Origin of the sequence: Bradyrhizobium arachidis, assembly GCF_024758505.1 — a bacterium.
In the GTDB taxonomy this organism is placed as follows: Bacteria; Pseudomonadota; Alphaproteobacteria; order Rhizobiales; family Xanthobacteraceae; genus Bradyrhizobium; species Bradyrhizobium manausense_C.
Genome location: NZ_CP077970.1, coordinates 4,146,244 through 4,165,287, shown reverse-complemented (window position 1 = coordinate 4,165,287; position 19,044 = coordinate 4,146,244). Strand labels below are relative to the sequence as shown.

The following is a 19,044-nucleotide window of genomic DNA, read 5'->3' as shown; positions in this document are numbered from 1 at the left end:
TACGCCAAGCGCACTGCGCCTCACATCAGCTTCAACGGCACGTCGTCGACCACGCGCAGGTCGATCCTGCCGATCAGGTCCGCGCGCCGCGCCTCGGCCGCGTCGATGGCGGCATCGGTCTGCTGCAGCGTGCTGACGTTCGATCCGAGCGACACGATCCCGCCCAGCACCAGGGCGATCGAGCCGAGCGCCGCGACCTGACCGGCTCCGAACAAACCGAGCACCATGAGGAGCAGCAACGCTACTCCGCCGCCGATCGCGATCTTCGAGGCGAGAATGAATTTGCGGCATCGTTCGGCGATCTCGGAAAGCACTTCGATCCGCGCCTCGAGATCCGAGATCGCGTCGGCCGGATCGTCTTCGCTCTCGTCGCCGCCGAACGTCACAACGGCAAATTATCGTGCTTCTTCGCCGGCATTTCCGTCTTCTTGTCCTTCAGCATCGCCAGCGCGCGGGCGATCCGCTTGCGGGTCGAGTGCGGCATGATGACGTCGTCGATGTAGCCGCGCTCGGCGGCGATGAAGGGCGACAGGAAGCGGTCTTCATATTCCTTGGTGCGCGCTGCGATTTTGTCGGGATCGCCGATGTCGCTGCGGAAGATGATCTCGACCGCGCCCTTGGCGCCCATGACCGCGATCTGCGCGGTCGGCCAGGCGTAGTTCATGTCGGCGCCGATCTCCTTGGAGGCCATGACGTCGAAGGCGCCGCCATAGGCTTTGCGGGTGATGATGGTCACCAGCGGCACGGTGCACTGAGAGTACGCGAACAAGAGCTTTGCGCCGTGCTTGATCAGGCCGCCATATTCCTGCGCGGTGCCCGGCAGGAAGCCGGGAACGTCGACGAAGGTGACGATCGGGATGTTGAAGGCGTCGCAGAAGCGGACGAAGCGCGCCGCTTTCCGTGAGGCGTCACTGTCGAGCACGCCCGCCAGCACCATCGGCTGGTTGGCGACGAAGCCGACGGTGCGGCCCGCGATGCGGCCAAAACCGGTGACGATGTTCTTGGCGAAGCCTTCCGCGATCTCGAAGAAGTCGCCCTCGTCCACGACCTTCAGGATCAACTCCTTCATGTCGTAGGGCTTGTTCGGATTGTCGGGGATCAGCGTGTCCAGGGACATGTCGACCCGCTCGATGGAATCGAAGCTCGGCCATTCCGGCACGCCGTCGGTGTTGTTCGACGGCAGGAAGTCGATGAGACGGCGCATCTGCAAAATCGTCTCGACGTCGTTCTCGAACGCGCCGTCGGCAATGGACGAGCGCGTCGCGTGCACCGAGGCGCCGCCGAGCTCCTCGGCGGTGACGACCTCGTTGGTGACGGTCTTCACGACGTCGGGGCCGGTGACGAACATGTAGCTGGTGTTCTTCACCATGAAGATGAAGTCGGTCATGGCCGGCGAATAGACGTCGCCGCCGGCGCAGGGGCCCATGATGACCGAGATCTGCGGGATCACGCCCGAGGCAAGCACGTTGCGGCGGAACACATAGGAATAGCCGGCGAGCGCGGCGACGCCCTCCTGGATGCGCGCGCCGCCCGCATCATAGAGGCCGATGATCGGCGCCCGCGCCTTCATCGCCATGTCCTGGAGTTTTGTGATCTTCAGCGCGTGGGTCTCCGACAGCGAGCCGCCGAACACGGTAAAATCCTTGGCGAAGACAAACGTCTTGCGGCCGTTGACGGTGCCCCACCCCGTGACGACGCCGTCGCCAGGCACCTTGGTCTTCTCCATGCCGAACTCGGTGGAGCGGTGCTCGACGAACATGTCGAATTCCTCGAACGATCCCTTATCGAGCAGAAGCTCGATGCGCTCGCGGGCGGTCAGCTTGCCCCTCGCATGCTGCGCCTCGATGCGCTTCTCGCCGCCACCGAGCTTGGCGCCGGCGCGGCGGTCTTCAAGGGCGTCCAGGATATGTTTCATTTGCTCCCGCCAGTTCTTAGCTAAGACATGTTGGCGGGGGTTCTAACACGGCATTTTGCAAGCCGGAAAGCGGGTTTGCACCTAGCTGGCCTGCAGCCGGTAGACGCAAAAGCCCAAGGCTTTACAAGGCGCTAGGCGGGGAGACGGACGATGGACGAGGTGACGAGCGAAACCGGTGCTGCAAGCGGCGGCGTCAAGACCCTGCTCCGGCTGGAGGGGCTGACGCTGTTTGTCGGCATGGTGGTGCTCTACGCGGTCTGGGGCGGCTCCTGGCTCGTGTTCGCCCTGCTCTTCCTGGCGCCGGACCTCAGCTTCCTGGCCTATCTCGCCGACAGCAAGACCGGCGCCATCGTCTACAACGCCGCCCACAGCTACATGGCGCCCGTGGCGCTGATGACGGCTGGCTTTGCGCTGGAAATGCCCCTCGCCCTCTCGATCGCCATGATCTGGCTCGCCCATATCGGCCTCGACCGCGCACTCGGCTACGGCCTGAAATATGCTGCCGGCTTCGGCTTCACCCATCTCGGGCGGATCGGGCGGCTGGGGAAAGCGTGAACCGCGGGGCCTCGCCGCGGCGCTTTGCCAACCGCCTTGGGTTGACCGATTCACCTGACTCTGGCTTGCTCCGAATCTCGATCAGGCGCCGAATGTGAAAGCGTGAGCTCAGTCATTTGGTACGGCGGCGGTCAGCGTCATCAGCGTACTTGCTCCGTTCCCTTTGGCTTCGATTGCATCACCGATGTCCGCGACGGTCGTTCCCCTGCCGGCGAACAGCGCCTCAGAGACCACCGCCTTCCTGCGGCGGATGGCCAGCATGGTGTCGGGGCGCAATGGCGAGATGCTGCTGCGCGCCGCCGCCATGATCGAATCCCTCACCCACCGCGCGATGTCGGCCGAGCAGCTCTATCACCGCCTGCAGGAGGAGAGCACGCGCAATGCCGAGCTGCGCGAGGTCGCCGAGCTCGCCTCCGACGGCCTGCTCCGGCAGATCGACGCCCTGCGCACGCAGCTTGCCGGGGTCACCGACCAGGCGACGACGGAGCGCGGGCAATTCGAGGCCGAGCGTGCGCGGTTCGAGGCCGAGCGCGGCCGGCTGCTCGGTCTGATGCAGGATGCGGAGGCCCATGTCGCGCGCGTGACGGAAGAACTCGGGACACTCAAACGGTCGGTCGATGAGTTCAACGCGACCGCCGTCGCCGTGCCGATCGAGGTGCTGCGGCTGGCGCGGGCGCAGTTCGACTTCCTCTCGGATGGCTTTGCCAGGAATGGCGACCTGATCTCGCAGGCGATGAGCCAAATCGGCGGCTGCGCCATAGACCAGGTGCTGGCGAACAAGGCTGCGGAAAAATCGGCTTAACGTCCCTCGCCGCCTGCGTGCGCCGAATTGACAGCGCGCGAGGCGGTTGTTCTATTTAACGAAAATCATGGGGAGGATGACTATGCTGACGGCGCCGCGTGTCGTAGTCGCGCTCATTGCGCTTGTTGTCTCGACTTTGTTGATCGGCATCGAGACCCGGGCACAGTCTTTGCCGAAGGAGGTCGCCTCCCGCGTCGAGATCTACGCGATCCCGTCGCTGACCCTCTCTGACCAGCAATTCCTCAGCGGCGATGCGGCCGCCGGCAAGCCGGTGACCGTCGCGGGCGAATTCCGCGTCGCGCAGGGCACCGGCAAGATGCCGGTCGTGGTGCTCATGCACGGCTCGAGCGGCGTCGGCGCCACGACGGAAGCCTGGGTGCACGCGTTCAACGCGATGGGCATCTCGACCTTTGTGATCGACGGCTTTTCCGGCCGCGGCCTGACCGCGGTCGGACCGAACCAGGCCCTGCTCGGCCGGCTCAATTTGATCGTCGACATCTACCGTTCGCTGGAAATCCTCGCAAAACATCCCCGCGTCGATCCCGACCGTATCGTGCTGATGGGCTTTTCGCGCGGCGGACAGGCGACGCTCTATGCCAGCCTCGATCGCTTCCACAAGCTTTGGAACAAGTCCGGCGCGCAGTTCGCGGCCTACATCCCCTTCTATCCGGATTGCTCGACGACCTATGCGAGCGATACCGAAGTCGCCGCGCGACCGATCCGGATCTTCCACGGCTCGCCCGACGACTACAATCCCGTGAAGAGCTGCAAGGCCTTTGTCGAGCGGCTGAAGGAAGCCAAGCGCGACGTGACGCTGACGGAATATCCCGACTCAGCCCACGGTTTTGACAGCGGCCTGCTTGGCGTCAACACCATCACCGTGTCCGCGAATGCGCAGACCGTGCGCAACTGCAACATCAGGGAAGGCGAAGGCGGCGTGCTGATGAACGGCGATACCAATGCGCCCTTCACCTACAAGGACGCCTGCGTCGAGCTCAACCCGCATGTCGGCGGCAATCCGGCCACCGCCAGCGAAGCCCGCAAGGCGGTGGTGGAGTTTTTGCAGGCGCTGCTCAAGCTGGGATAGCGGACGTCAGGGGAGCCGCGTTCCCCGCATATCCTTGCCGTTCTGGTGCAGGGTCAGCATCGCCGCCGCGCCGCCTTCAGGGCGGGCAAAGGTGAGCTGGGCATTGACGGCGCGGTAGAAGAAATCGGTGTCGCTCTCGGCAAACACCTCGAACTCGGCCTGGCCCGTTGCCTGCACGAACAGCCTGATGCCGTCGGCGCGCACCGTCAGCACGAAGGTCGGCACGATCTGGTAGCGGCCGGCATAGGCGGCGAGCAATGCGGCGTCGACCGGCACCACGCGGCGGATTTTTGGCGGCTCATAGGCCGGGTTGATCATGTTCATGCCGAGCGACAGATTGGCGGTGTAGTCGTTCGCGTTGGAGAGCAGGATGGCGGCCTTGCGCGACTTGGTCGAGTAGCCGACGACGGTCGCGTAGCCGCCGGTACCGCCGTCCTTCCAGATCACCTCGTCATCAAACCGCGTGCTGACGAACCAGCCCATCGCGACGTCGCGCTGTGTCTCGCGAGGGCGTCGGATCGACAGTGTCATCTTCATCGCCTCGGCAAGCGGCGTTTCGCGCATCCCGAGATAGGCCTCGAGGAATTTGAAGAGGTCGTTCGCAGTGGAGCGTAGCGCACCGGCGCCCGCGAGCGCCGCAAGGTCCCAGTTCGCGACCGGCGCCATCGAGGTGTTGTGGCCCTGCGCGAGACGCTCCCGCATCGCTGATGACAGCGTGATGCGCGTATCGTCCATGCCGAGCGGCGCTGCGATGCGCGAGGTGACTAGGTCTTCGTAGCTCTTGCCGGCCCGGAGCTCGAGGATGTGGCCGAGCAGGCCGAAGCCGAGATTGGCGTATTCGTAGTGCTTGCCGGGCACATAAGCGAGCTTGTGACGCGCCAGGAAATCATAGAGCCTGTCGGACGTGTAATCGGCATAGGGATTGGCCGGATCCTTCGGCGCAAAATTGTCGGGCATGTTGGGCAGGCCCGACGTGTAGGTGGCAAGGTCCAAGAGGCTGATCGGCACGCCCTTCAACTCCGGCATGGCGACGCCGGCGGGCAAAAATTTCGATGCGGGATCGTCGAGCGCCAGCTCTCCGCGCAGGACCATGTCGGCGAGCAGCAATGCGGTGAAGACTTTTGTGATCGAGCCGATCTCGAACACGGTGTCGGCATCGAGCGGCCGGCCGTTGGCGCTACCTGAACGCCCGTGGGATGCGACGATGCGGTGGCCGTCCACGATGCGACCGGCCACCAGTCCCATCGTCTCGCGGCCGACATCGACATGATCTTGCAGCAGTGCGACAAGGTCCCGCTCGGGCGTCGACTGTGCGTGCAGCCGCCCTCCGAGGAGAAGCGCCGAGCCTCCGAGCAGAACCGACCGGCGATGCAGCATGCGATGTCCCCTGCCCTCTGGTGCGGGGGATGCTAGTCGAGCCTTCGGTTACGCGCGAGAGGCTAGATCGCGCCGATGTCGGTCAGGCAGGCCTGCGTCAGCGGCATGCGTTGCGCGATGAGGCCGGGCTCGCGGCAATCCATGTTGAGCGCGAACACGGTGTGCGCGCTGCCCTTCTCGGCCCAGCCGACCATCCAGCCGAGCGAGGGATCACCGCGCTCGGCCCCCAACAATCCCGATTTGACGCGAATGATTGACTCGCCGACCTTGGTCACCGGCAAAATGTCGGCAACGACGTCCTGGCTGCGCTGACTGACTGGCAGCGCGCGGCGGCGCAGGCGGTCAACAAAGTCGATCTGCTCGATCGGATCGATGCGCAAGGCGCCGGTGAGCCAGAACTGGTCGATGCCGCCGCCGATGTCACGATTGCCGTAGTCGAAGAGATCGACGTATTTTTGCATCCGCTCCTGCCCGATCCGGCGTGCGATCTCCTGGTAGACCGGCACGGCGCTGACCGCGATGGCGCTGCGCAGAGTGTGGTCCTTGTTCCAGGCCTCGATCGGCCGCTTCACGCCGTCCCAGGGGAAGACGTCCTTGTCGGCATCCTGCACCACCCCTAGCTCGAGCGCGATCAGCGAGTTCGGGATCTTGAAGGTCGAGGCCGGCAACTGCGCTTCGCCCGAGCGGTCCTTGTCGCTGGCGATGATCAGGTAGTCGTCGACCTTGTAGCCCACGAAGGTGCCGGCCGTGCCGGCGTCCTTGAAGCGTTTTGCAAGGCTGTCGCGAATTTCGCTGCGCGGCGGCGCGACAGCGGCGAGCGTGCGCGATGGCAGGACGGTGGCCGCAGTGAGCAGGCCGAGAGTGGCGCGACGGGTGATCACAAACGCTTATCCCAGGAGTTTCGAAGCGGCCGCGACATTGCCGCGGATATCGTGGTCAAACAATGACGGCTCAGCGAATGCGGCCCGACAGGCGCAGCACGAACACCAGCACCTCGGCCACCGCCTTGTAGAGATCCGGCGGGATCTCCTCGCCGAGCTCGACTTTGGACAACGCGCCGGCCAGCACCTCGTTCTCCTCGATCGGGATGTCGTGGGCCTTTGCGAGTTCCACGATCTTGGCGCCGATCGCGCCCTTGCCCTTGGCGACGACGACGGGCGCGCTGCCCTTCTTCTCGCGGTCGTAATGCAGCGCGATGGCAAGCTGGGTCTTCTCGTCGACGCTCATAGCGCGCGATCCAAAAAGTGCCCGGCCTTGGCGGGTGCCGGCTGCGGCGGCGTGCCCTCGCGAATGGTGATGTCTCCGGTCTTCAGCTCGGCCTTGTTCAGGGCCTCGCTGAGCTCACCAACGCCGGCCCGCAACTGCGCCACCGTCGCCGGCCGCTCCGCCCACATGCGCACGGAGGTCTTTTCGCCAATGAGCGTGATTAGCGCATGAATTGGTCCGCTCGGCTCGACATTGAGCGAGAAACGTGCGCGCCAGGCACGCTTCTCGGGATCGGCCGCCTCGGTGCCGCCATCGCGCGAAATCTCGAACTGCGCCATCGCGGTACCCTGCGGCGTCGCGAAGGGAATCTCGAAATTCCACTGCGGCACGGACGGGTCGATGCGGTGGCCGCCGCTATCGACGCGATCCGGCAGCGAGGCGACCTGGAGCAGCGTCTGCCGTGCGATCGCAGCATCGGTGTCGCCGAGCAGGCGATGCACGGTCTGCGACAGCGGAGCATCTGCTGCGAGCAATGGCAGCGCGATCGGCTGCGCCGACGGCATTGCGCCGCGGAATGGCGGCGGCGCGGTGGCCGCGCGCGGATCGAAGACGTGAGTGTCCGGCGCCTTGTTCGGGGACAAGATGCTGCCGGGCGCGCGCGGCATGTCCTGTACGGCCTCCTGCAACAGGCTCAGCGCCACACTGGCAGCAACAGCACGCGGCAAATTTGCTGCCGGAGCGGTGGCGAGGCCCTCGGCGAGCGTCGTCGCTGCACCTGTCGCAACGCGCGGTACAGCCGGCGACAGGTTCGCGTCCGGATCTGGCGCGAGCGGTGGCGACTGCAAGCTTTTCAGTGCCGCCTGCTCCGGCGACGTCGCGGCCTGCGGCACGACCACGGAAGGCGACGCGGCACCCTGTGTTGCCGTCTGCGGCTGGGCGGATGTGTCGAGCGACCCCGAAGTGGCCGCGAGTGTCTGGCGCAGCACCAGCAACGCGGCTTTCAGATCGGGAACGGTGCCCGATGATTGCGGCGCGCCGGACGCCAGCGACGCCTCGAACAGCAGCCCGGATTTCTGGAAAGCAGCCTCGATGTCGTCGCCGCCAAGCTGTGGGTCGAGCGGCGTTTGCTGCGCGAGCACGTCGAGCATCGCCTGCTTCAGCGCGGGCGGCAGGCTGCTGCCGTTCACCGCTGCCGTGAGATCGGCAAACAGCGGCGCCTGGCTGCCCTGCTTCGTCACCGCTTCGCTGGAGGCCACGGAGACGGCGATCTGCTCCAGTGGCGTCAGTTGATTGCGCGCCGTTGTGACTAATGGCGCCGACACGGCCTTGTCGACCATTGCGGCTGCACTCGGCGTCAGCGTGACCTGATCGGCAGTCGCCTCGTTGACGATGGCGAGCCGGACGCCGGCTTCGTTCTTGGACACCGCGAGCTGGAGGTTTTGGCCCGGCGACAGCGCCACCTCCGACATCACGTCGAGCGAGAGATTGGCGATCGCGATCCGCACCAGATTGTCGGCGAGCACGGTGACGACCTTGGCATCGACGACGCTGCCGGCCTGCAGGGTTAGCTCAGGCGTTGCCGCATCGGCCACTGACGTGGCGGCGGTCACCGGAAGGATGGAGCTGACGGGTGTCGGCATCTCAAGGGGCTCGCGAAAAGCGGCCCCTACCCTAGCGGGCGCGTCGTAAACGTCTTGTTAAGGACCGCGCGGGCTCACCGCCAGCAGGACCCGGACGGCGGCGTCAAAATCCCTCTCGCGGGCGGCTCGGCGGGCGGCCGCTTCCTCGTCCACTCCCCATTTCTCGGCGTTCCAGTCCTCATCGACATGGGCGGCGGCCCAGACCTGCTCGGCATCGCGCGCGCCGTGCGCCAGCGCCAGGGCCAGCAGGGCCGAACCGGTGAGCGTCGTGATCACATGCAGCGCCGCGATCGACCAGGCATCCCCGGGCAGCGCCGCGCGCGCAGCGGCGACCGCCTGATCGGGCTGCGTCACGTGCATGATGCCTTCCGAGAGGATGAAGTGCGCGCCGAGCGTCTCGGCAGCCCAGAACAGCACGGGGTCCCAATGCGCGGCCTCGCGCGCGACCAGCCCTTCGGGGTGGCCGGCGCGATAGAACAAAAGGTCGGACTGGAAGTATTTTGCGAGATCGTCGGTGACGAGTTCGACGCGATCAACCACCCCCTCGGTCACGCTGTTGGCGAGCCGCGTCAGCGGCATGGTCAGGGGATCGATGGTCTCCTTCTGGGCCGCCCATTCTCCGGCGACCGCCTCGGCAAGCGGACGCGACGGGATCACGACCTGACGTCCCGAGGGCGTGCGGATGGCCTTGCCGTCGAGCGTGACGGCAAAACCGCCATCGGCCTCCGCAACGCCTGCCTCCTGATAGAAACGCTTGCGCTGGGGCGCACGGGTGGCCTGGCGCACGGCCTCCTGCGGATCGAGCGGGGACCGGCCCGCAGCTTCGTCAAACAGTTCGCGCATCGTACGTTTTCGGCTCTGGTGGCAAGAAGGTAGGCTTTTAAGGTAAGAACGGCGGCCGATAAAGCGAGCCGCGGGAATGAGGGAAATTGCGGGCATTTTGGCCGTTTTCGCCGGGCTTTGGCTGACGACCGCCGAGGCCGGCTTCCGTTCCCCGGAATCGCTGGTCCGCAACGTCTACGCCCATTACGGCCAGGGCTCGCCCGACCTCTCAAAAGGCCTGCCGCGGGATGCTGTGACCGCCCGGCAGTTCTTCGACGCCAGCCTGCGCAAGGCCTGGAGCAGCCCCAGAAGCGAGCCCTATGACTTCCTGGTGCAGAGCCCGACCTGGCGGCTCGGCCCGGTCGCGATCTCAGTCCTGCGCAAGCAGTTCGACAAGACCTATGTCGCCGCGATCTTCGATAATAACGGCCGCCGGGTGACGTTGAACTTCATCCTGATCAGCAGCCCGGAGGGCTGGCTGATATCAGATGTCGAGAGCCCGCATGACAGTCTGCGGATGTTCTTGGAACAGTTCAGGAATTAGGGCATCGAGACGAGGTTCGGCTCGAGGCTTTCACGATCGTCCAACAAAAGATCGAAACAACCCCATGCACAGTAGCCGGTGACTGCCGGCGCGAACAATTTCTGATTTTACGAATTTCGCTTGACGCGTCGGGCAAATCGGGGGCATAATGCCATCATCCCATTTCCGATGCCCCTACTGGTTCGCGCAGCTCCGCGCGAAGGTCCCGCGGTCGGCCGGGCTCATTCCCGCGGCCGCGGCGGCATCAAGACATCTGTTGAAGCGATCACCGTGTGAATTCCGCGGCAAGGGCTTGTAGTTGTACCTCGGCTTGGCATCGAGCTGCGGAATCTTCGGCACTTCGATCTTTGGCGGCGGGGGCGGTGGAGGCGGTGGCGGATTGAATATCGACGTGCCGGGCAGCGTCGACTGCGCCAGGGCGCGTTCGCCGACGAGCAACGACACCGTCATGAGGAGGATCGAAATCGTATGCCGCGTCATGGAGGACATTTTGTGCTCCTCGCAGCGCCCCGCGCAACCCAGAGTTTCCGTTCCGATAGAATCGGAACGGAAACTCTAGATTCTTGTTTTGACGCGTTTTCTTGACGCGAACCGGTGTCCACTTCGCTGGAAAACGCTCTAACTATTCTTCAGGCGCGTTCTCGATCGGATCAAATCTCGTTGCATCCAAACCGAGCAGGTTCCACGACTGTTGCATGTGCGGCGGCAGCGGCGCGCTGGCGTCGATCACGCCGCCGCGCGGATGCGGGATGACGATGCGGCGCGCCAAGAGATGCAGCCGATTCTGAAGACCGCCCGGAAGCTGCCAGTTCTCGATGTTGAAATATTTGGGATCGCCGACGATGGGATGGCCGATATGGGCCATGTGGGCGCGAAGCTGGTGGGTGCGGCCCGTCACCGGCTTGAGCGACACCCAGGTCAGCTTGCTGCCGGCGGTCTCGACCACGGCGTAGTAGGTCACCGCGTGGATCGCGCCCTCGTCGCCATGCTGGGCGATGCGCATGATGGTGTCGTCCTCGCTCTCTTCCTTCGCGAGGAAGGTGGAGATGCGGCCCTGCCTCGGCTTCGGCAGACCCGGCACCAGTGCCCAATAGACCTTTCGCGCCGAGCGCGAGCGGAACGCGCCGGTCAAATGCGAGGCGGCAAAGCGCGTTTTGGCGATCAAGAGACAGCCCGACGTCTCCCTGTCGATGCGGTGCACGAGGCGCGGCTTCTGACCCTTGGCGTCGCGCATCACCTCCAGCATCTGGTCGACGTTACGCGTGATGCCCGAGCCGCCCTGCACGGCAAGGCCGGCCGGCTTGTTGAGGACGAGGACGTCGTCGTCCTCGTAGATCGTCATCTCCTTGAGCGCGGCCAACGTCTTTTGCGCGGCCTCCGACAGCGGACCGGCGGCCTTCGGCGTGTCGAGCTTGAGCGGCGGAATGCGCACGCTCTGCCCCTCCTCCAGCCGATCCTTGCTGTCGACGCGCTTGCCGTCGACGCGCAGCTCGCCTTTGCGGACGACGCGCTGGATGTGGGAGAACGATAGACCGGGAAAGCGCGCTTCGAGGAAGCGGTCGACGCGCATGTTGTTCTCGTCGGCCGTGACGGTGACGGTCTGCACCTTGGTCGGCAGCAGCGCCTCGACAGGCTTTGGCGGCGCTTCCACTGGCGCCCGCCGCTCGGCCCGCTCGCCGGCAAAGCGCTGCGGCTTCGCACCGGGCTTTGAACCTGGCTTCGAAACTGACTTGCCACCCGGACGCGGACCCGCCTTGTGCGGGCTCTTCGCCCTGAACGGACGCGCCTCGCGGCGTTCGTCGCGCGAGCGGGGCTCCTGGTTGGTTCTCTTGATGCGGCGGCTCATGATCGCCTGCCTAGCCTAAAAGTGGCCGCGCGTCACGGCGAAATGGCCGTTTTCAGCGCGAACCGCCCCGCTCCTTCCGCAGCTTGGCCCAGTAGTCCAGCCGCTTCCGGATCTCGCGTTCGAACCCGCGCTCGGGCGGGTCATAGAAGGTCTTCCGGCCCAGGGCTTCCGGAAAATAGTCCTGGCCGGAGAAGGCGTCGGGGGCGTCGTGGTCGTATTCGTAGGCTGCGCCATAGCCTTCGGACTTCATCAGGCCGGTCGGCGCGTTGAGGATGTGTTTTGGCGGCAGCAGCGAGCCGGCCTGCTTTGCGGTCTGCATGGCCGCACCGAAGGCGGTGTAGACCGCGTTCGATTTCGGCGCGGTGGCGAGATAGACCACGGCCTGCGCGATGGCGAGCTCGCCTTCGGGGTGGCCGAGGAAATCGAAGGCGTCCTTGGCGGCGTTGGCGATGACGAGCGCCTGCGGATCGGCGAGCCCGATGTCCTCGACCGCCATGCGCACGACACGGCGCGCCAGGAACAACGGGTCCTCGCCGGCGTCCAGCATGCGCGCGAGATAATAGAGTGCAGCATCGGGATCGGAGCCGCGCACCGACTTATGCAAAGCCGAGATCAGATTGTAATGGCCGTCGGCCGATTTGTCGTAGATCGGCGCGCGGCGCTGAAGGATGTCCTGCAACTGTGCGGCGTTGAAAATCTCGCCCTTGCGCGCGGCGCGCCAGACCTCTTCGGCGAGCGTTAGCGACGCCCGGCCGTCGCCATCGGCCATGCGCACCAGCACGGCGCGCGCTTCGGCATCGAGCGGCAGTTTTCTGCCCTCGATCTCCTCGGCATGCGAAAACAGCTTTTCGATCGCGGCGGCATCGAGCGAGTGAAACACCAGCACGCGCGCCCGCGACAACAACGCCGCGTTGAGCTCGAAGGACGGATTTTCGGTGGTGGCACCGACCATGACCACCGTGCCGTCTTCCATGACAGGCAGGAAGGAATCCTGCTGCGCACGGTTGAATCGGTGCACCTCGTCGACGAACAGGAGCGTGCCCTGCCCCATCTCGCGACGGGCACGCGCGGCGTCAAACGCCTTCTTCAGATCGGCAACGCCGGAGAACACCGCGGAAATCTGCTCGAAATGCAGATCGGTGGCATCGGCCAGGAGCCGTGCCACCGTGGTCTTGCCCGTGCCCGGCGGGCCCCAAAACACCAGCGAACCGAGCGTGCGCGTCTCCAGCATGCGCGTCAGCGCGCCGTCGGGACCGAGGATGTGGTCCTGACCGACGACCTCCGACAGCGTGCGCGGACGCAACCTGTCCGGCAGCGGATGCGGGGCCTCTTGCTCGAGCCCCGCGGCGGCGAACAGGCTTGGCGTCTGGTGCGGTCGCTTCGGACTCATCCGCCCAGCGTGACGTTGATCTGCTGGCCGCCCCGCACCACGGTGATGCGCCACAGCCGCGGCTGGTCCTTAGCCGCCTTCTCCAGATCGCCAGTCCTGGCGATCTTCTGGTTATTGACCGCGAGGATGATGTCGCCCTTCTGGAAGCCGACGCCGGCGGCCGTGGTGCTGTCGCCGATCTCGGTGATCACGACGCCTTCGGTATCGGCATCGAGATGCAATTCGTCGGCGACCGCCGGTGTGATCGTCGATATCTTTGCGCCCTGGAACGGCGAGCGCGCGGTGATCACGATCTCATTGCGGCCGGTGTCAGGAGCGGCCTCGAGCTGCACCGTGAGCTTGACCGGCTTGCCCGCGCGCTGCACGTCGAGCTGCGCGGTCCCGCCGAGCGGGCGCGTGGCGAGCCGATAGTCGAAGGCGTTGAGATCGTCGATCGTCTGGCCGTCGATCGCTGTGATCAGATCGGAGGATTTCAGACCGGCCTTCGCCGCGGGCCCGTTCGGCACGACGCTTGCGACCAGCGCGCCGGTCGGCGAGCGCAACCCGAGGCTTTCGGCGATGTCGGGCGTCACCGTCTGGAGCCGTGCGCCGAGCCACGGCCGCTTCACCGCCTTGCCGCCGCCCTTGGCGGTCGTAACGACGACACGCACCATATTGGCAGGGATTGCGAAGCCGATGCCCTGCGAGCCACCGGAACGCGAATAGATCGCGGTGTTGATGCCGGCAAGCTTGCCGTTCATGTCGACCAGCGCACCACCGGAATTACCGGGATTGATCGCGGCATCGGTCTGGATGAAGAACTGGTAATCGGTGATGCCGACCTGCGTGCGCGCGAGCGCCGAGATGATGCCGTGGGTCACGGTCTGGCCGACGCCGAAGGGATTGCCGATCGCGAGCACGACGTCGCCGACCATCAGCTCATCCGAGTTGGTGAAGTCGAGGGTGGGGAATTTCTCCTTGGTGTCCTTCAGGCGCAGCACCGCGAGATCGGTGCGGGAATCCTTCAGCAGGATCTCGGCCTCGAACTCCCGCTTGTCCGAGAGCGATACCTTGACCTGGTCGGCGCCCTCGATGACGTGGACGTTGGTGACGACGAGGCCCGAGGCATCGACGATGACGCCCGAGCCGAGCGAGCGCTGCATCTGCTCAGGCTGCTGGCCCGGCACGCCGAAGAAGCGGCGGAAGATCGGATCGTCCAGCAGCGGATTGCGGTTCTGCACTACCTTGGCCGCATAGACGTTGACCACCGCCGGCTGCACCCGCTGCACGATCGGCGCGTAGGACAGCTTGATCTCGGCGGGCGATGACGGGACCCGGCGGTCCTGCGCCAGCGCAGGATCGAGGCTCCCCAGAAGGGCAATGCATGTTGCGGTGAAAACGGCGGCGCGTATGGGTCGAAACATTCCTACCTCTCGGAAAAGACGCCGGAATATAGGCGCGTTCGCCCCCCAATTGAAGGGCAGTTTCCCCGCATATTTGGCCCCTCCCCGCGCCGAAAGATGCGAGCCATGCGCTGATACCACCCCATCCGGCGCGCTGGTCCGGATTGGCATGACGGTCATCATCTTGCATGCTCAGGCGACCGGATTCGGTCGCGGCGAATTTGCATCAGCGGGAACCGCGACCTTGGGGCGTATCGTCGCCGGGCAGTCACCGATCAGACCTACGAACTTTTCGGGTGGGACAATCGATCAAAAGGGGAGCAGTAACGTGACCAGGAAACTCTTCACAACCGCGGCGCTGGGGTTGGCCGGCGCGTTGATTGCGACTCAGGTCCATGCAGAGTCCGCCAACAGCAGCGAGGAAATCGCGCTGCTCAAGCAGCAACTGAAGCTGCTCGAGCAGAAGCTCGACAATCTCCAGAAGCAGACCGCCGCCAACACTGCGGCTACTGCGAAAGCGAAAGTGGAAGCCAAGGCCGAAGCGAGGGCTGAAGCAAAGGCGGAGGCGCGCGTGGCGGTTGCCAATGCCAACGCCGCCATTCCCGTCAAGGGCCCGGTGGCACCACCCTCCGGCGTGGTGGTCACCATGCCGAACAACCGCCCGACCATCTGCACCGCGGACGAACAGAACTGCGTCGCCATCACCGGCCGCATCCATTTCGACGGCGGCGGCTACGACTACCATCCCAACACGCCGGCAACCGTGCCGCAGCGGCTCGACGACGGCACCAATCTGCGCCGCGCCCGGATCGGCATCACCGGCAAATTCCTCTCTGACTGGAATTTTGGCCTGATCTACGATTTCGGCGGCACCTCGGACGGCTTTGGCGGCACGGCCGCGGCCGGCGCCACCCCGGTCGGCTTCCTGCCCGGCGGCGCGGTCTCGGGCGTCGAGAACGCCTATCTCAGCTACACCGGCTTCAAGCCGTTCGGCGGCAAGATGGCGATCGAAGGCGGCATCATGGACCTGCCCATCACGATCGACGAGGCGATGAGCTCGAACGACATTCCGTTCATGGAGCGCTCGTCCGCCAACGTGATTGCCGTCAACATGGCCGCGGGCGACTTCCGCTCGACCTTCGGTACACGCTGGTACACTGACAGCTTCTGGATCGGCGCCTATGTGACGGGACCGACGACCGGCGCCATCCACTCGGCCTCCAGCATCAGCCCCAACGGCATGACCGAGCAACTTGGTGCGGCCGCCCGTGCTGCGGGCCAGCTCATCAGCGGCAAGGACTATTCGTTGCATCTCGGCGGCAACGCGCAATGGCTGCTCAGGACGCCGCATAATCTGGTGACGGGCGCGCAGACGCTGACGTTTAGCGATCGTCCGGAGTTGCGCATCGACCCGACGACGCTGATATCGACGGGCGCGATCGCCAACGTTTCGGGTGCGCAGATCTACAGCGTAGAGGCGGCCGGCACCTATGGACCCCTGTTCGCGCAGGGCGAATACTACTGGTATAATGTCGATCGCGGAGCGGCGACCGGCTTACCACCGATCGGCGCACCGAGCTTGAAATTCCAGGGCGGTTACGCCGAAATCGCCTACGCGCTGACCGGCGAAAACCGCGCCTACAACCCCGCGACCGCGGCCTATGGCGGCATCAAGCCGGCGCATCCGTTCTCGGTTTCCGGCGGTGGCTGGGGCGCCTGGGAAATCGCCGGACGGGTCTCGCAGATCAATCTCAACGATCAGTTGGGTACCGCAACGGGGATCGCCGGTGGACGCCAGACCGTCTATACGGCGGCGCTGAACTGGTACATCAACGGCAACGTCCGCTTCATGTTCGACTATCTGCACGGCGAGGTCTCGCGGCAGGCAAGCCCGGTCTCGGTCGCGAATGTCGGCTCGAAGTTCGATGCCTTTGCAATGCGCACGCAGGTCGCGTGGTGAGGATCTTGCCCTCGTCGTCCCGGGGCGCGCGAAAGCGCGAGCCCGGGACCCATAACCACAGGATTGAATTTTGCGAAGACTCGGAGTTGGCAGTTCGCGCTACAACTCCTCCTTGTGGTTATGGATCCCCGCCCCCCGTGCGCAATTGCGCACTAGGCGGGGATGACACTGAGTATGTGGTTCAAGCCGCGCGCTTCGGCTTCTTGACGCTCACGGGCTCTTCCGGCGCGGGCGCGCAGGAGAGCTGCTGGTGGTGGCTCTCGCCCCAGGCCTTCAAAATGTCGATCACGGGCCGCAGGCTCTCGCCGACCTCGGACAGGCAATAATCCACCCGCGGCGGCACCTCGGCATAGACCTTGCGGATGATCAGCCGGTCCTCCTCCAGCGCGCGGAGCTGTTTGGTCAGCATGCGCTGGGTGATGCCGGGCATCAGGCGGCGCAGCTCGCCAAAGCGCCTCGTACCGCCCTGCAAATGGTAGAGGATCACGCCTTTCCACTTGCCGTCGATCAGGTCGAGCGTCGCTTCCACCGCGCAGCCGGGGCGACGGGCAAAGTTTCGTCGTTTCATGCGGGATTTTCCAATAGTATCCGAACGGGGACTATATCCCCGATTTTACAGTACTTGCAAAATGGGCGCTACCCCGACAGTTAGAAGCGACGATCACAGAGGTGATGGAGAACAAGCATGAAAGCCGTCGGCTACAAAAAATCGCTCCCGATCGAGGACGCGGATTCGCTGATCGATTTCGAGACCGCAAAGCCGGAGGCGAAGGGACGCGACATCCGCGTCGCCGTGAAGGCGATCTCGGCCAATCCCGTGGACTACAAGGTGCGCAAGCGCGCCGCCCCGTCCGAGGGCGAATTCAAGATTCTGGGGTTTGACGCCGCCGGCGTGGTCGACGCGGTCGGACCCGACGTCACGCTGTTCAAGCCGGGCGACGAGGTGTTTTACGCGGGCTCGATCCTGCGCCAGGGCACCAACTCGGAATTCCACCTCGTCGACGAACGCATCGTCGGCCGCAAGCCGACGACGCTGTCGTTCGCGCAGGCCGCAGCCCTCCCCCTCACCTCCATCACCGCCTGGGAATTGCTGTTCGACCGCCTCGGCGCTGTCCCCGGCAAGAGCAACGATCCGCGCACGCTGCTGATCACCGGCGGCGCCGGCGGCGTCGGCTCGATTCTGATTCAGCTCGCGCGCCGCCTCACCGGCCTCACGGTGCTCGCGACCGCGACCCGGCCGGAGTCGCAAAAATGGTGCCTCGATCTCGGCGCGCATGCGGTGATCGACCACGGCAAGCCGTTGAAGGAGCAGATCGAGAAGTTGAAGCTTCCACCGGTCGCGTTGGTCGCCAGCCTCACCTTCACCGACCAGCACTACAAGGCGATCGCGGAATTCATGGCGCCGCAAGGCAAGTTCGGCCTGATCGACGATCCCCCTGAATTCACCGTCAGCGCGTTCAAGGGCAAGGCGATCTCGGTGCACTGGGAATCGATGTTCACGCGCTCCTCGTTTGGGACGCCTGACATGATCGCGCAACATGATCTGCTCGACGACGTCGCCGACCTCATCGACAAGGGCGTGCTGCGCACCACGCTCGACCAGACCTTTGGCACCATCAGTGCTGCCAATCTCAAGCGCGCGCATGCGCTGCTCGAGAGCGGCAAGTCCCGCGGCAAGATCGTGCTGGAGGGCTGGTAGCGTAGCGCCAGCGATGCTTCGTAGCTTCGTAGGGTGGGTTAGCCCCGCGGATTGCGCGAAGCGCAAACCGCTCGGCGTACCCCACCTCTTTTCTATCCGCGGAAACAGATGTGGTGGGTTACGCCTCGCGGACTGCGCTTCGCGCAGCCGCGGGGCTAACCCACCCTACGTTCTTACTTCGCCTGAGTTGCCGCCTGCATCGCTTTCCAGTCGAACTTGTCCGCGAGCGCCAAGGCCTCTTCCTCGGCCACGCCTTCATAGGCGAGGCTGAACATCGCGTTCTTGTCGAGCGCTACGACCAGCGTGCCGGACTTGTCCTTGCTGTTGTAGGCTTTCAAGACATTCATGCCGCGCACGGTGGATGTCACCATGCGCCCTTCCGATGTCTGCATATTCATCCCGCTCTGAATCGGCGCCAGCGCGCCCGCGGCGGCTGGGCCGATGACGATGGACGCATGAGCCCTCGCCTCGCCGCGTTCATAGTCACGGGTTGCCGTCGTCATGCTGGTGTCGGACATTTGCATCGACATGCCCTCCGGCTTCTCGCCCTGCCATCCCGCCAGATCAATCAGGAACGGCAGGAGACGTTGAAACGGCTGATCGGCGCGCACAAGCGAAGCAGGCAACAAAACCGATAACGTCACAAAGAAACACAGGATCCGGTATCGCGGCTTAAGCATCATTCTCCCCTCGAGGTAGCAGGGCAACATAGCAACCTGTGGTAAGGCTTGAAAGTCCCCCACCAGATGGCTGGAGGGCTGACGCTTGGCACGCGCGGCCGATTGCGGCATCATGAGTCCGTGGCCCCGGACATGAGGG

Annotated in this window: 19 protein-coding genes; 6 read left to right on the top strand and 13 right to left on the bottom strand. The window is 64.9% G+C overall.

Features of this window, described 5'->3' with window-relative positions; genetic code table 11:
- Positions 1-20: 20 nt before the first annotated feature.
- Entirely contained in the window at positions 21-386 is a 366-nt protein-coding gene (locus KUF59_RS19020) for a hypothetical protein (RefSeq protein ID WP_212460190.1), read from the bottom strand.
- Positions 383-1,915 (bottom strand): acyl-CoA carboxylase subunit beta, encoded by a 1,533-nt coding sequence (locus KUF59_RS19015; RefSeq protein ID WP_212460191.1) that lies wholly within the window; start codon positions 1,913-1,915, stop codon positions 383-385. Before KUF59_RS19015 ends, KUF59_RS19020 begins: the two co-directional genes overlap by 4 nt.
- 150 nt (positions 1,916-2,065) lie before the next feature.
- Between KUF59_RS19015 and KUF59_RS19010 the strand changes: the two genes are divergently transcribed.
- From KUF59_RS19010 to KUF59_RS19000, 3 genes are all read left to right on the top strand, one after another.
- Positions 2,066-2,470 carry a DUF4260 domain-containing protein gene (locus KUF59_RS19010; RefSeq protein WP_212460192.1) on the top strand — a complete coding sequence of 135 codons (405 nt, stop codon included), beginning with the start codon at positions 2,066-2,068 and terminating at the stop codon, positions 2,468-2,470.
- 184 nt (positions 2,471-2,654) lie between these two features.
- A complete protein-coding gene (locus KUF59_RS19005) occupies positions 2,655-3,272 on the top strand; it encodes a hypothetical protein (protein ID WP_212460193.1) in 618 nt (205 codons plus the stop codon).
- Between the two features lie 82 nt (positions 3,273-3,354).
- Positions 3,355-4,359 (top strand): dienelactone hydrolase family protein, encoded by a 1,005-nt coding sequence (locus KUF59_RS19000; protein WP_212460194.1) that lies wholly within the window; start codon positions 3,355-3,357, stop codon positions 4,357-4,359.
- Positions 4,360-4,365: 6 nt separating this feature from the next.
- Here KUF59_RS19000 and KUF59_RS18995 read toward each other — a convergent pair whose 3' ends face one another.
- The 5 genes from KUF59_RS18995 to KUF59_RS18975 all read right to left on the bottom strand — a co-directional run bounded on the left by KUF59_RS18995 (position 4,366) and on the right by KUF59_RS18975 (position 9,425).
- Complete coding sequence (locus KUF59_RS18995; RefSeq protein ID WP_212460195.1) at positions 4,366-5,736, bottom strand: serine hydrolase; 1,371 nt, start codon at positions 5,734-5,736, stop codon at positions 4,366-4,368.
- Positions 5,737-5,798: 62 nt separating this feature from the next.
- Positions 5,799-6,617, bottom strand: coding sequence for a class D beta-lactamase (locus KUF59_RS18990; protein WP_212460196.1), 819 nt, complete (start codon positions 6,615-6,617; stop codon positions 5,799-5,801).
- Positions 6,618-6,687: 70 nt separating this feature from the next.
- Positions 6,688-6,963 carry an EscU/YscU/HrcU family type III secretion system export apparatus switch protein gene (locus KUF59_RS18985; protein ID WP_212460197.1) on the bottom strand — a complete coding sequence of 92 codons (276 nt, stop codon included), beginning with the start codon at positions 6,961-6,963 and terminating at the stop codon, positions 6,688-6,690.
- A complete protein-coding gene (fliK, locus tag KUF59_RS18980; RefSeq protein ID WP_212460198.1) occupies positions 6,960-8,582 on the bottom strand; it encodes a flagellar hook-length control protein FliK in 1,623 nt (540 codons plus the stop codon). The genes KUF59_RS18985 and fliK overlap by 4 nt, the downstream gene beginning before the upstream one ends.
- A 57-nt stretch (positions 8,583-8,639) precedes the next feature.
- A complete protein-coding gene (locus KUF59_RS18975) occupies positions 8,640-9,425 on the bottom strand; it encodes an ATP12 family chaperone protein (protein WP_212460199.1) in 786 nt (261 codons plus the stop codon).
- A gap of 76 nt (positions 9,426-9,501) precedes the next feature.
- Here KUF59_RS18975 and KUF59_RS18970 point away from each other — a divergent pair, with 76 nt between their 5' ends.
- Positions 9,502-9,948, top strand: a complete 447-nt coding sequence (locus KUF59_RS18970; RefSeq protein WP_212460200.1) for a hypothetical protein — start codon at positions 9,502-9,504, stop codon at positions 9,946-9,948.
- A gap of 174 nt (positions 9,949-10,122) precedes the next feature.
- Here KUF59_RS18970 and KUF59_RS18965 read toward each other — a convergent pair whose 3' ends face one another.
- The 4 genes from KUF59_RS18965 to KUF59_RS18950 all read right to left on the bottom strand — a co-directional run bounded on the left by KUF59_RS18965 (position 10,123) and on the right by KUF59_RS18950 (position 14,587).
- Complete coding sequence (locus tag KUF59_RS18965) at positions 10,123-10,437, bottom strand: hypothetical protein (protein WP_249140520.1); 315 nt, start codon at positions 10,435-10,437, stop codon at positions 10,123-10,125.
- 133 nt (positions 10,438-10,570) lie between these two features.
- Entirely contained in the window at positions 10,571-11,794 is a 1,224-nt protein-coding gene (locus KUF59_RS18960) for an RluA family pseudouridine synthase (RefSeq protein ID WP_258769853.1), read from the bottom strand.
- A 52-nt stretch (positions 11,795-11,846) separates the two neighbouring features.
- A complete protein-coding gene (locus KUF59_RS18955) occupies positions 11,847-13,184 on the bottom strand; it encodes a replication-associated recombination protein A (RefSeq protein ID WP_212460202.1) in 1,338 nt (445 codons plus the stop codon).
- Positions 13,181-14,587 (bottom strand): DegQ family serine endoprotease, encoded by a 1,407-nt coding sequence (locus KUF59_RS18950; protein ID WP_212460203.1) that lies wholly within the window; start codon positions 14,585-14,587, stop codon positions 13,181-13,183. The genes KUF59_RS18955 and KUF59_RS18950 overlap by 4 nt, the downstream gene beginning before the upstream one ends.
- Positions 14,588-14,894: 307 nt before the next feature.
- Between KUF59_RS18950 and KUF59_RS18945 the strand changes: the two genes are divergently transcribed.
- Positions 14,895-16,526 (top strand): OprO/OprP family phosphate-selective porin, encoded by a 1,632-nt coding sequence (locus KUF59_RS18945; protein ID WP_258769851.1) that lies wholly within the window; start codon positions 14,895-14,897, stop codon positions 16,524-16,526.
- A 181-nt stretch (positions 16,527-16,707) separates the two neighbouring features.
- Here KUF59_RS18945 and KUF59_RS18940 read toward each other — a convergent pair whose 3' ends face one another.
- A complete protein-coding gene (locus tag KUF59_RS18940) occupies positions 16,708-17,094 on the bottom strand; it encodes a winged helix-turn-helix transcriptional regulator (protein ID WP_212460205.1) in 387 nt (128 codons plus the stop codon).
- Positions 17,095-17,211: 117 nt separating this feature from the next.
- Between KUF59_RS18940 and KUF59_RS18935 the strand changes: the two genes are divergently transcribed.
- Positions 17,212-18,225, top strand: coding sequence for a zinc-binding alcohol dehydrogenase family protein (locus KUF59_RS18935; protein WP_258769850.1), 1,014 nt, complete (start codon positions 17,212-17,214; stop codon positions 18,223-18,225).
- A gap of 173 nt (positions 18,226-18,398) precedes the next feature.
- On the opposite strand, the gene KUF59_RS18930 is transcribed toward KUF59_RS18935, so the two are convergent.
- Complete coding sequence (locus KUF59_RS18930; RefSeq protein ID WP_258769849.1) at positions 18,399-18,908, bottom strand: hypothetical protein; 510 nt, start codon at positions 18,906-18,908, stop codon at positions 18,399-18,401.
- Between the last annotated feature and the right edge of the window lie 136 nt (positions 18,909-19,044).

Excerpts from the sequence above, each read along its gene's own strand:
- KUF59_RS19015 (WP_212460191.1), bottom strand. The coding sequence starts at position 1,915 with ATGAAACATATCCTGGACGCCCTTGAAGACCGCCGCGCCGGCGCCAAG.
- KUF59_RS19010 (WP_212460192.1), top strand. The coding sequence starts at position 2,066 with ATGGACGAGGTGACGAGCGAAACCGGTGCTGCAAGCGGCGGCGTCAAG.
- KUF59_RS19005 (WP_212460193.1), top strand. The coding sequence starts at position 2,655 with ATGTCCGCGACGGTCGTTCCCCTGCCGGCGAACAGCGCCTCAGAGACC.
- KUF59_RS19000 (WP_212460194.1), top strand. The coding sequence starts at position 3,355 with ATGCTGACGGCGCCGCGTGTCGTAGTCGCGCTCATTGCGCTTGTTGTC.
- KUF59_RS18995 (WP_212460195.1), bottom strand. The coding sequence starts at position 5,736 with ATGCTGCATCGCCGGTCGGTTCTGCTCGGAGGCTCGGCGCTTCTCCTC.
- KUF59_RS18985 (WP_212460197.1), bottom strand. The coding sequence starts at position 6,963 with ATGAGCGTCGACGAGAAGACCCAGCTTGCCATCGCGCTGCATTACGAC.
- fliK (WP_212460198.1), bottom strand. The coding sequence starts at position 8,582 with ATGCCGACACCCGTCAGCTCCATCCTTCCGGTGACCGCCGCCACGTCA.
- KUF59_RS18975 (WP_212460199.1), bottom strand. The coding sequence starts at position 9,425 with ATGCGCGAACTGTTTGACGAAGCTGCGGGCCGGTCCCCGCTCGATCCG.
- KUF59_RS18970 (WP_212460200.1), top strand. The coding sequence starts at position 9,502 with ATGAGGGAAATTGCGGGCATTTTGGCCGTTTTCGCCGGGCTTTGGCTG.
- KUF59_RS18965 (WP_249140520.1), bottom strand. The coding sequence starts at position 10,437 with ATGTCCTCCATGACGCGGCATACGATTTCGATCCTCCTCATGACGGTG.
- KUF59_RS18960 (WP_258769853.1), bottom strand. The coding sequence starts at position 11,794 with ATGAGCCGCCGCATCAAGAGAACCAACCAGGAGCCCCGCTCGCGCGAC.
- KUF59_RS18955 (WP_212460202.1), bottom strand. The coding sequence starts at position 13,184 with ATGAGTCCGAAGCGACCGCACCAGACGCCAAGCCTGTTCGCCGCCGCG.
- KUF59_RS18950 (WP_212460203.1), bottom strand. The coding sequence starts at position 14,587 with ATGTTTCGACCCATACGCGCCGCCGTTTTCACCGCAACATGCATTGCC.
- KUF59_RS18940 (WP_212460205.1), bottom strand. The coding sequence starts at position 17,094 with ATGAAACGACGAAACTTTGCCCGTCGCCCCGGCTGCGCGGTGGAAGCG.
- KUF59_RS18935 (WP_258769850.1), top strand. The coding sequence starts at position 17,212 with ATGAAAGCCGTCGGCTACAAAAAATCGCTCCCGATCGAGGACGCGGAT.
- KUF59_RS18930 (WP_258769849.1), bottom strand. The coding sequence starts at position 18,908 with ATGATGCTTAAGCCGCGATACCGGATCCTGTGTTTCTTTGTGACGTTA.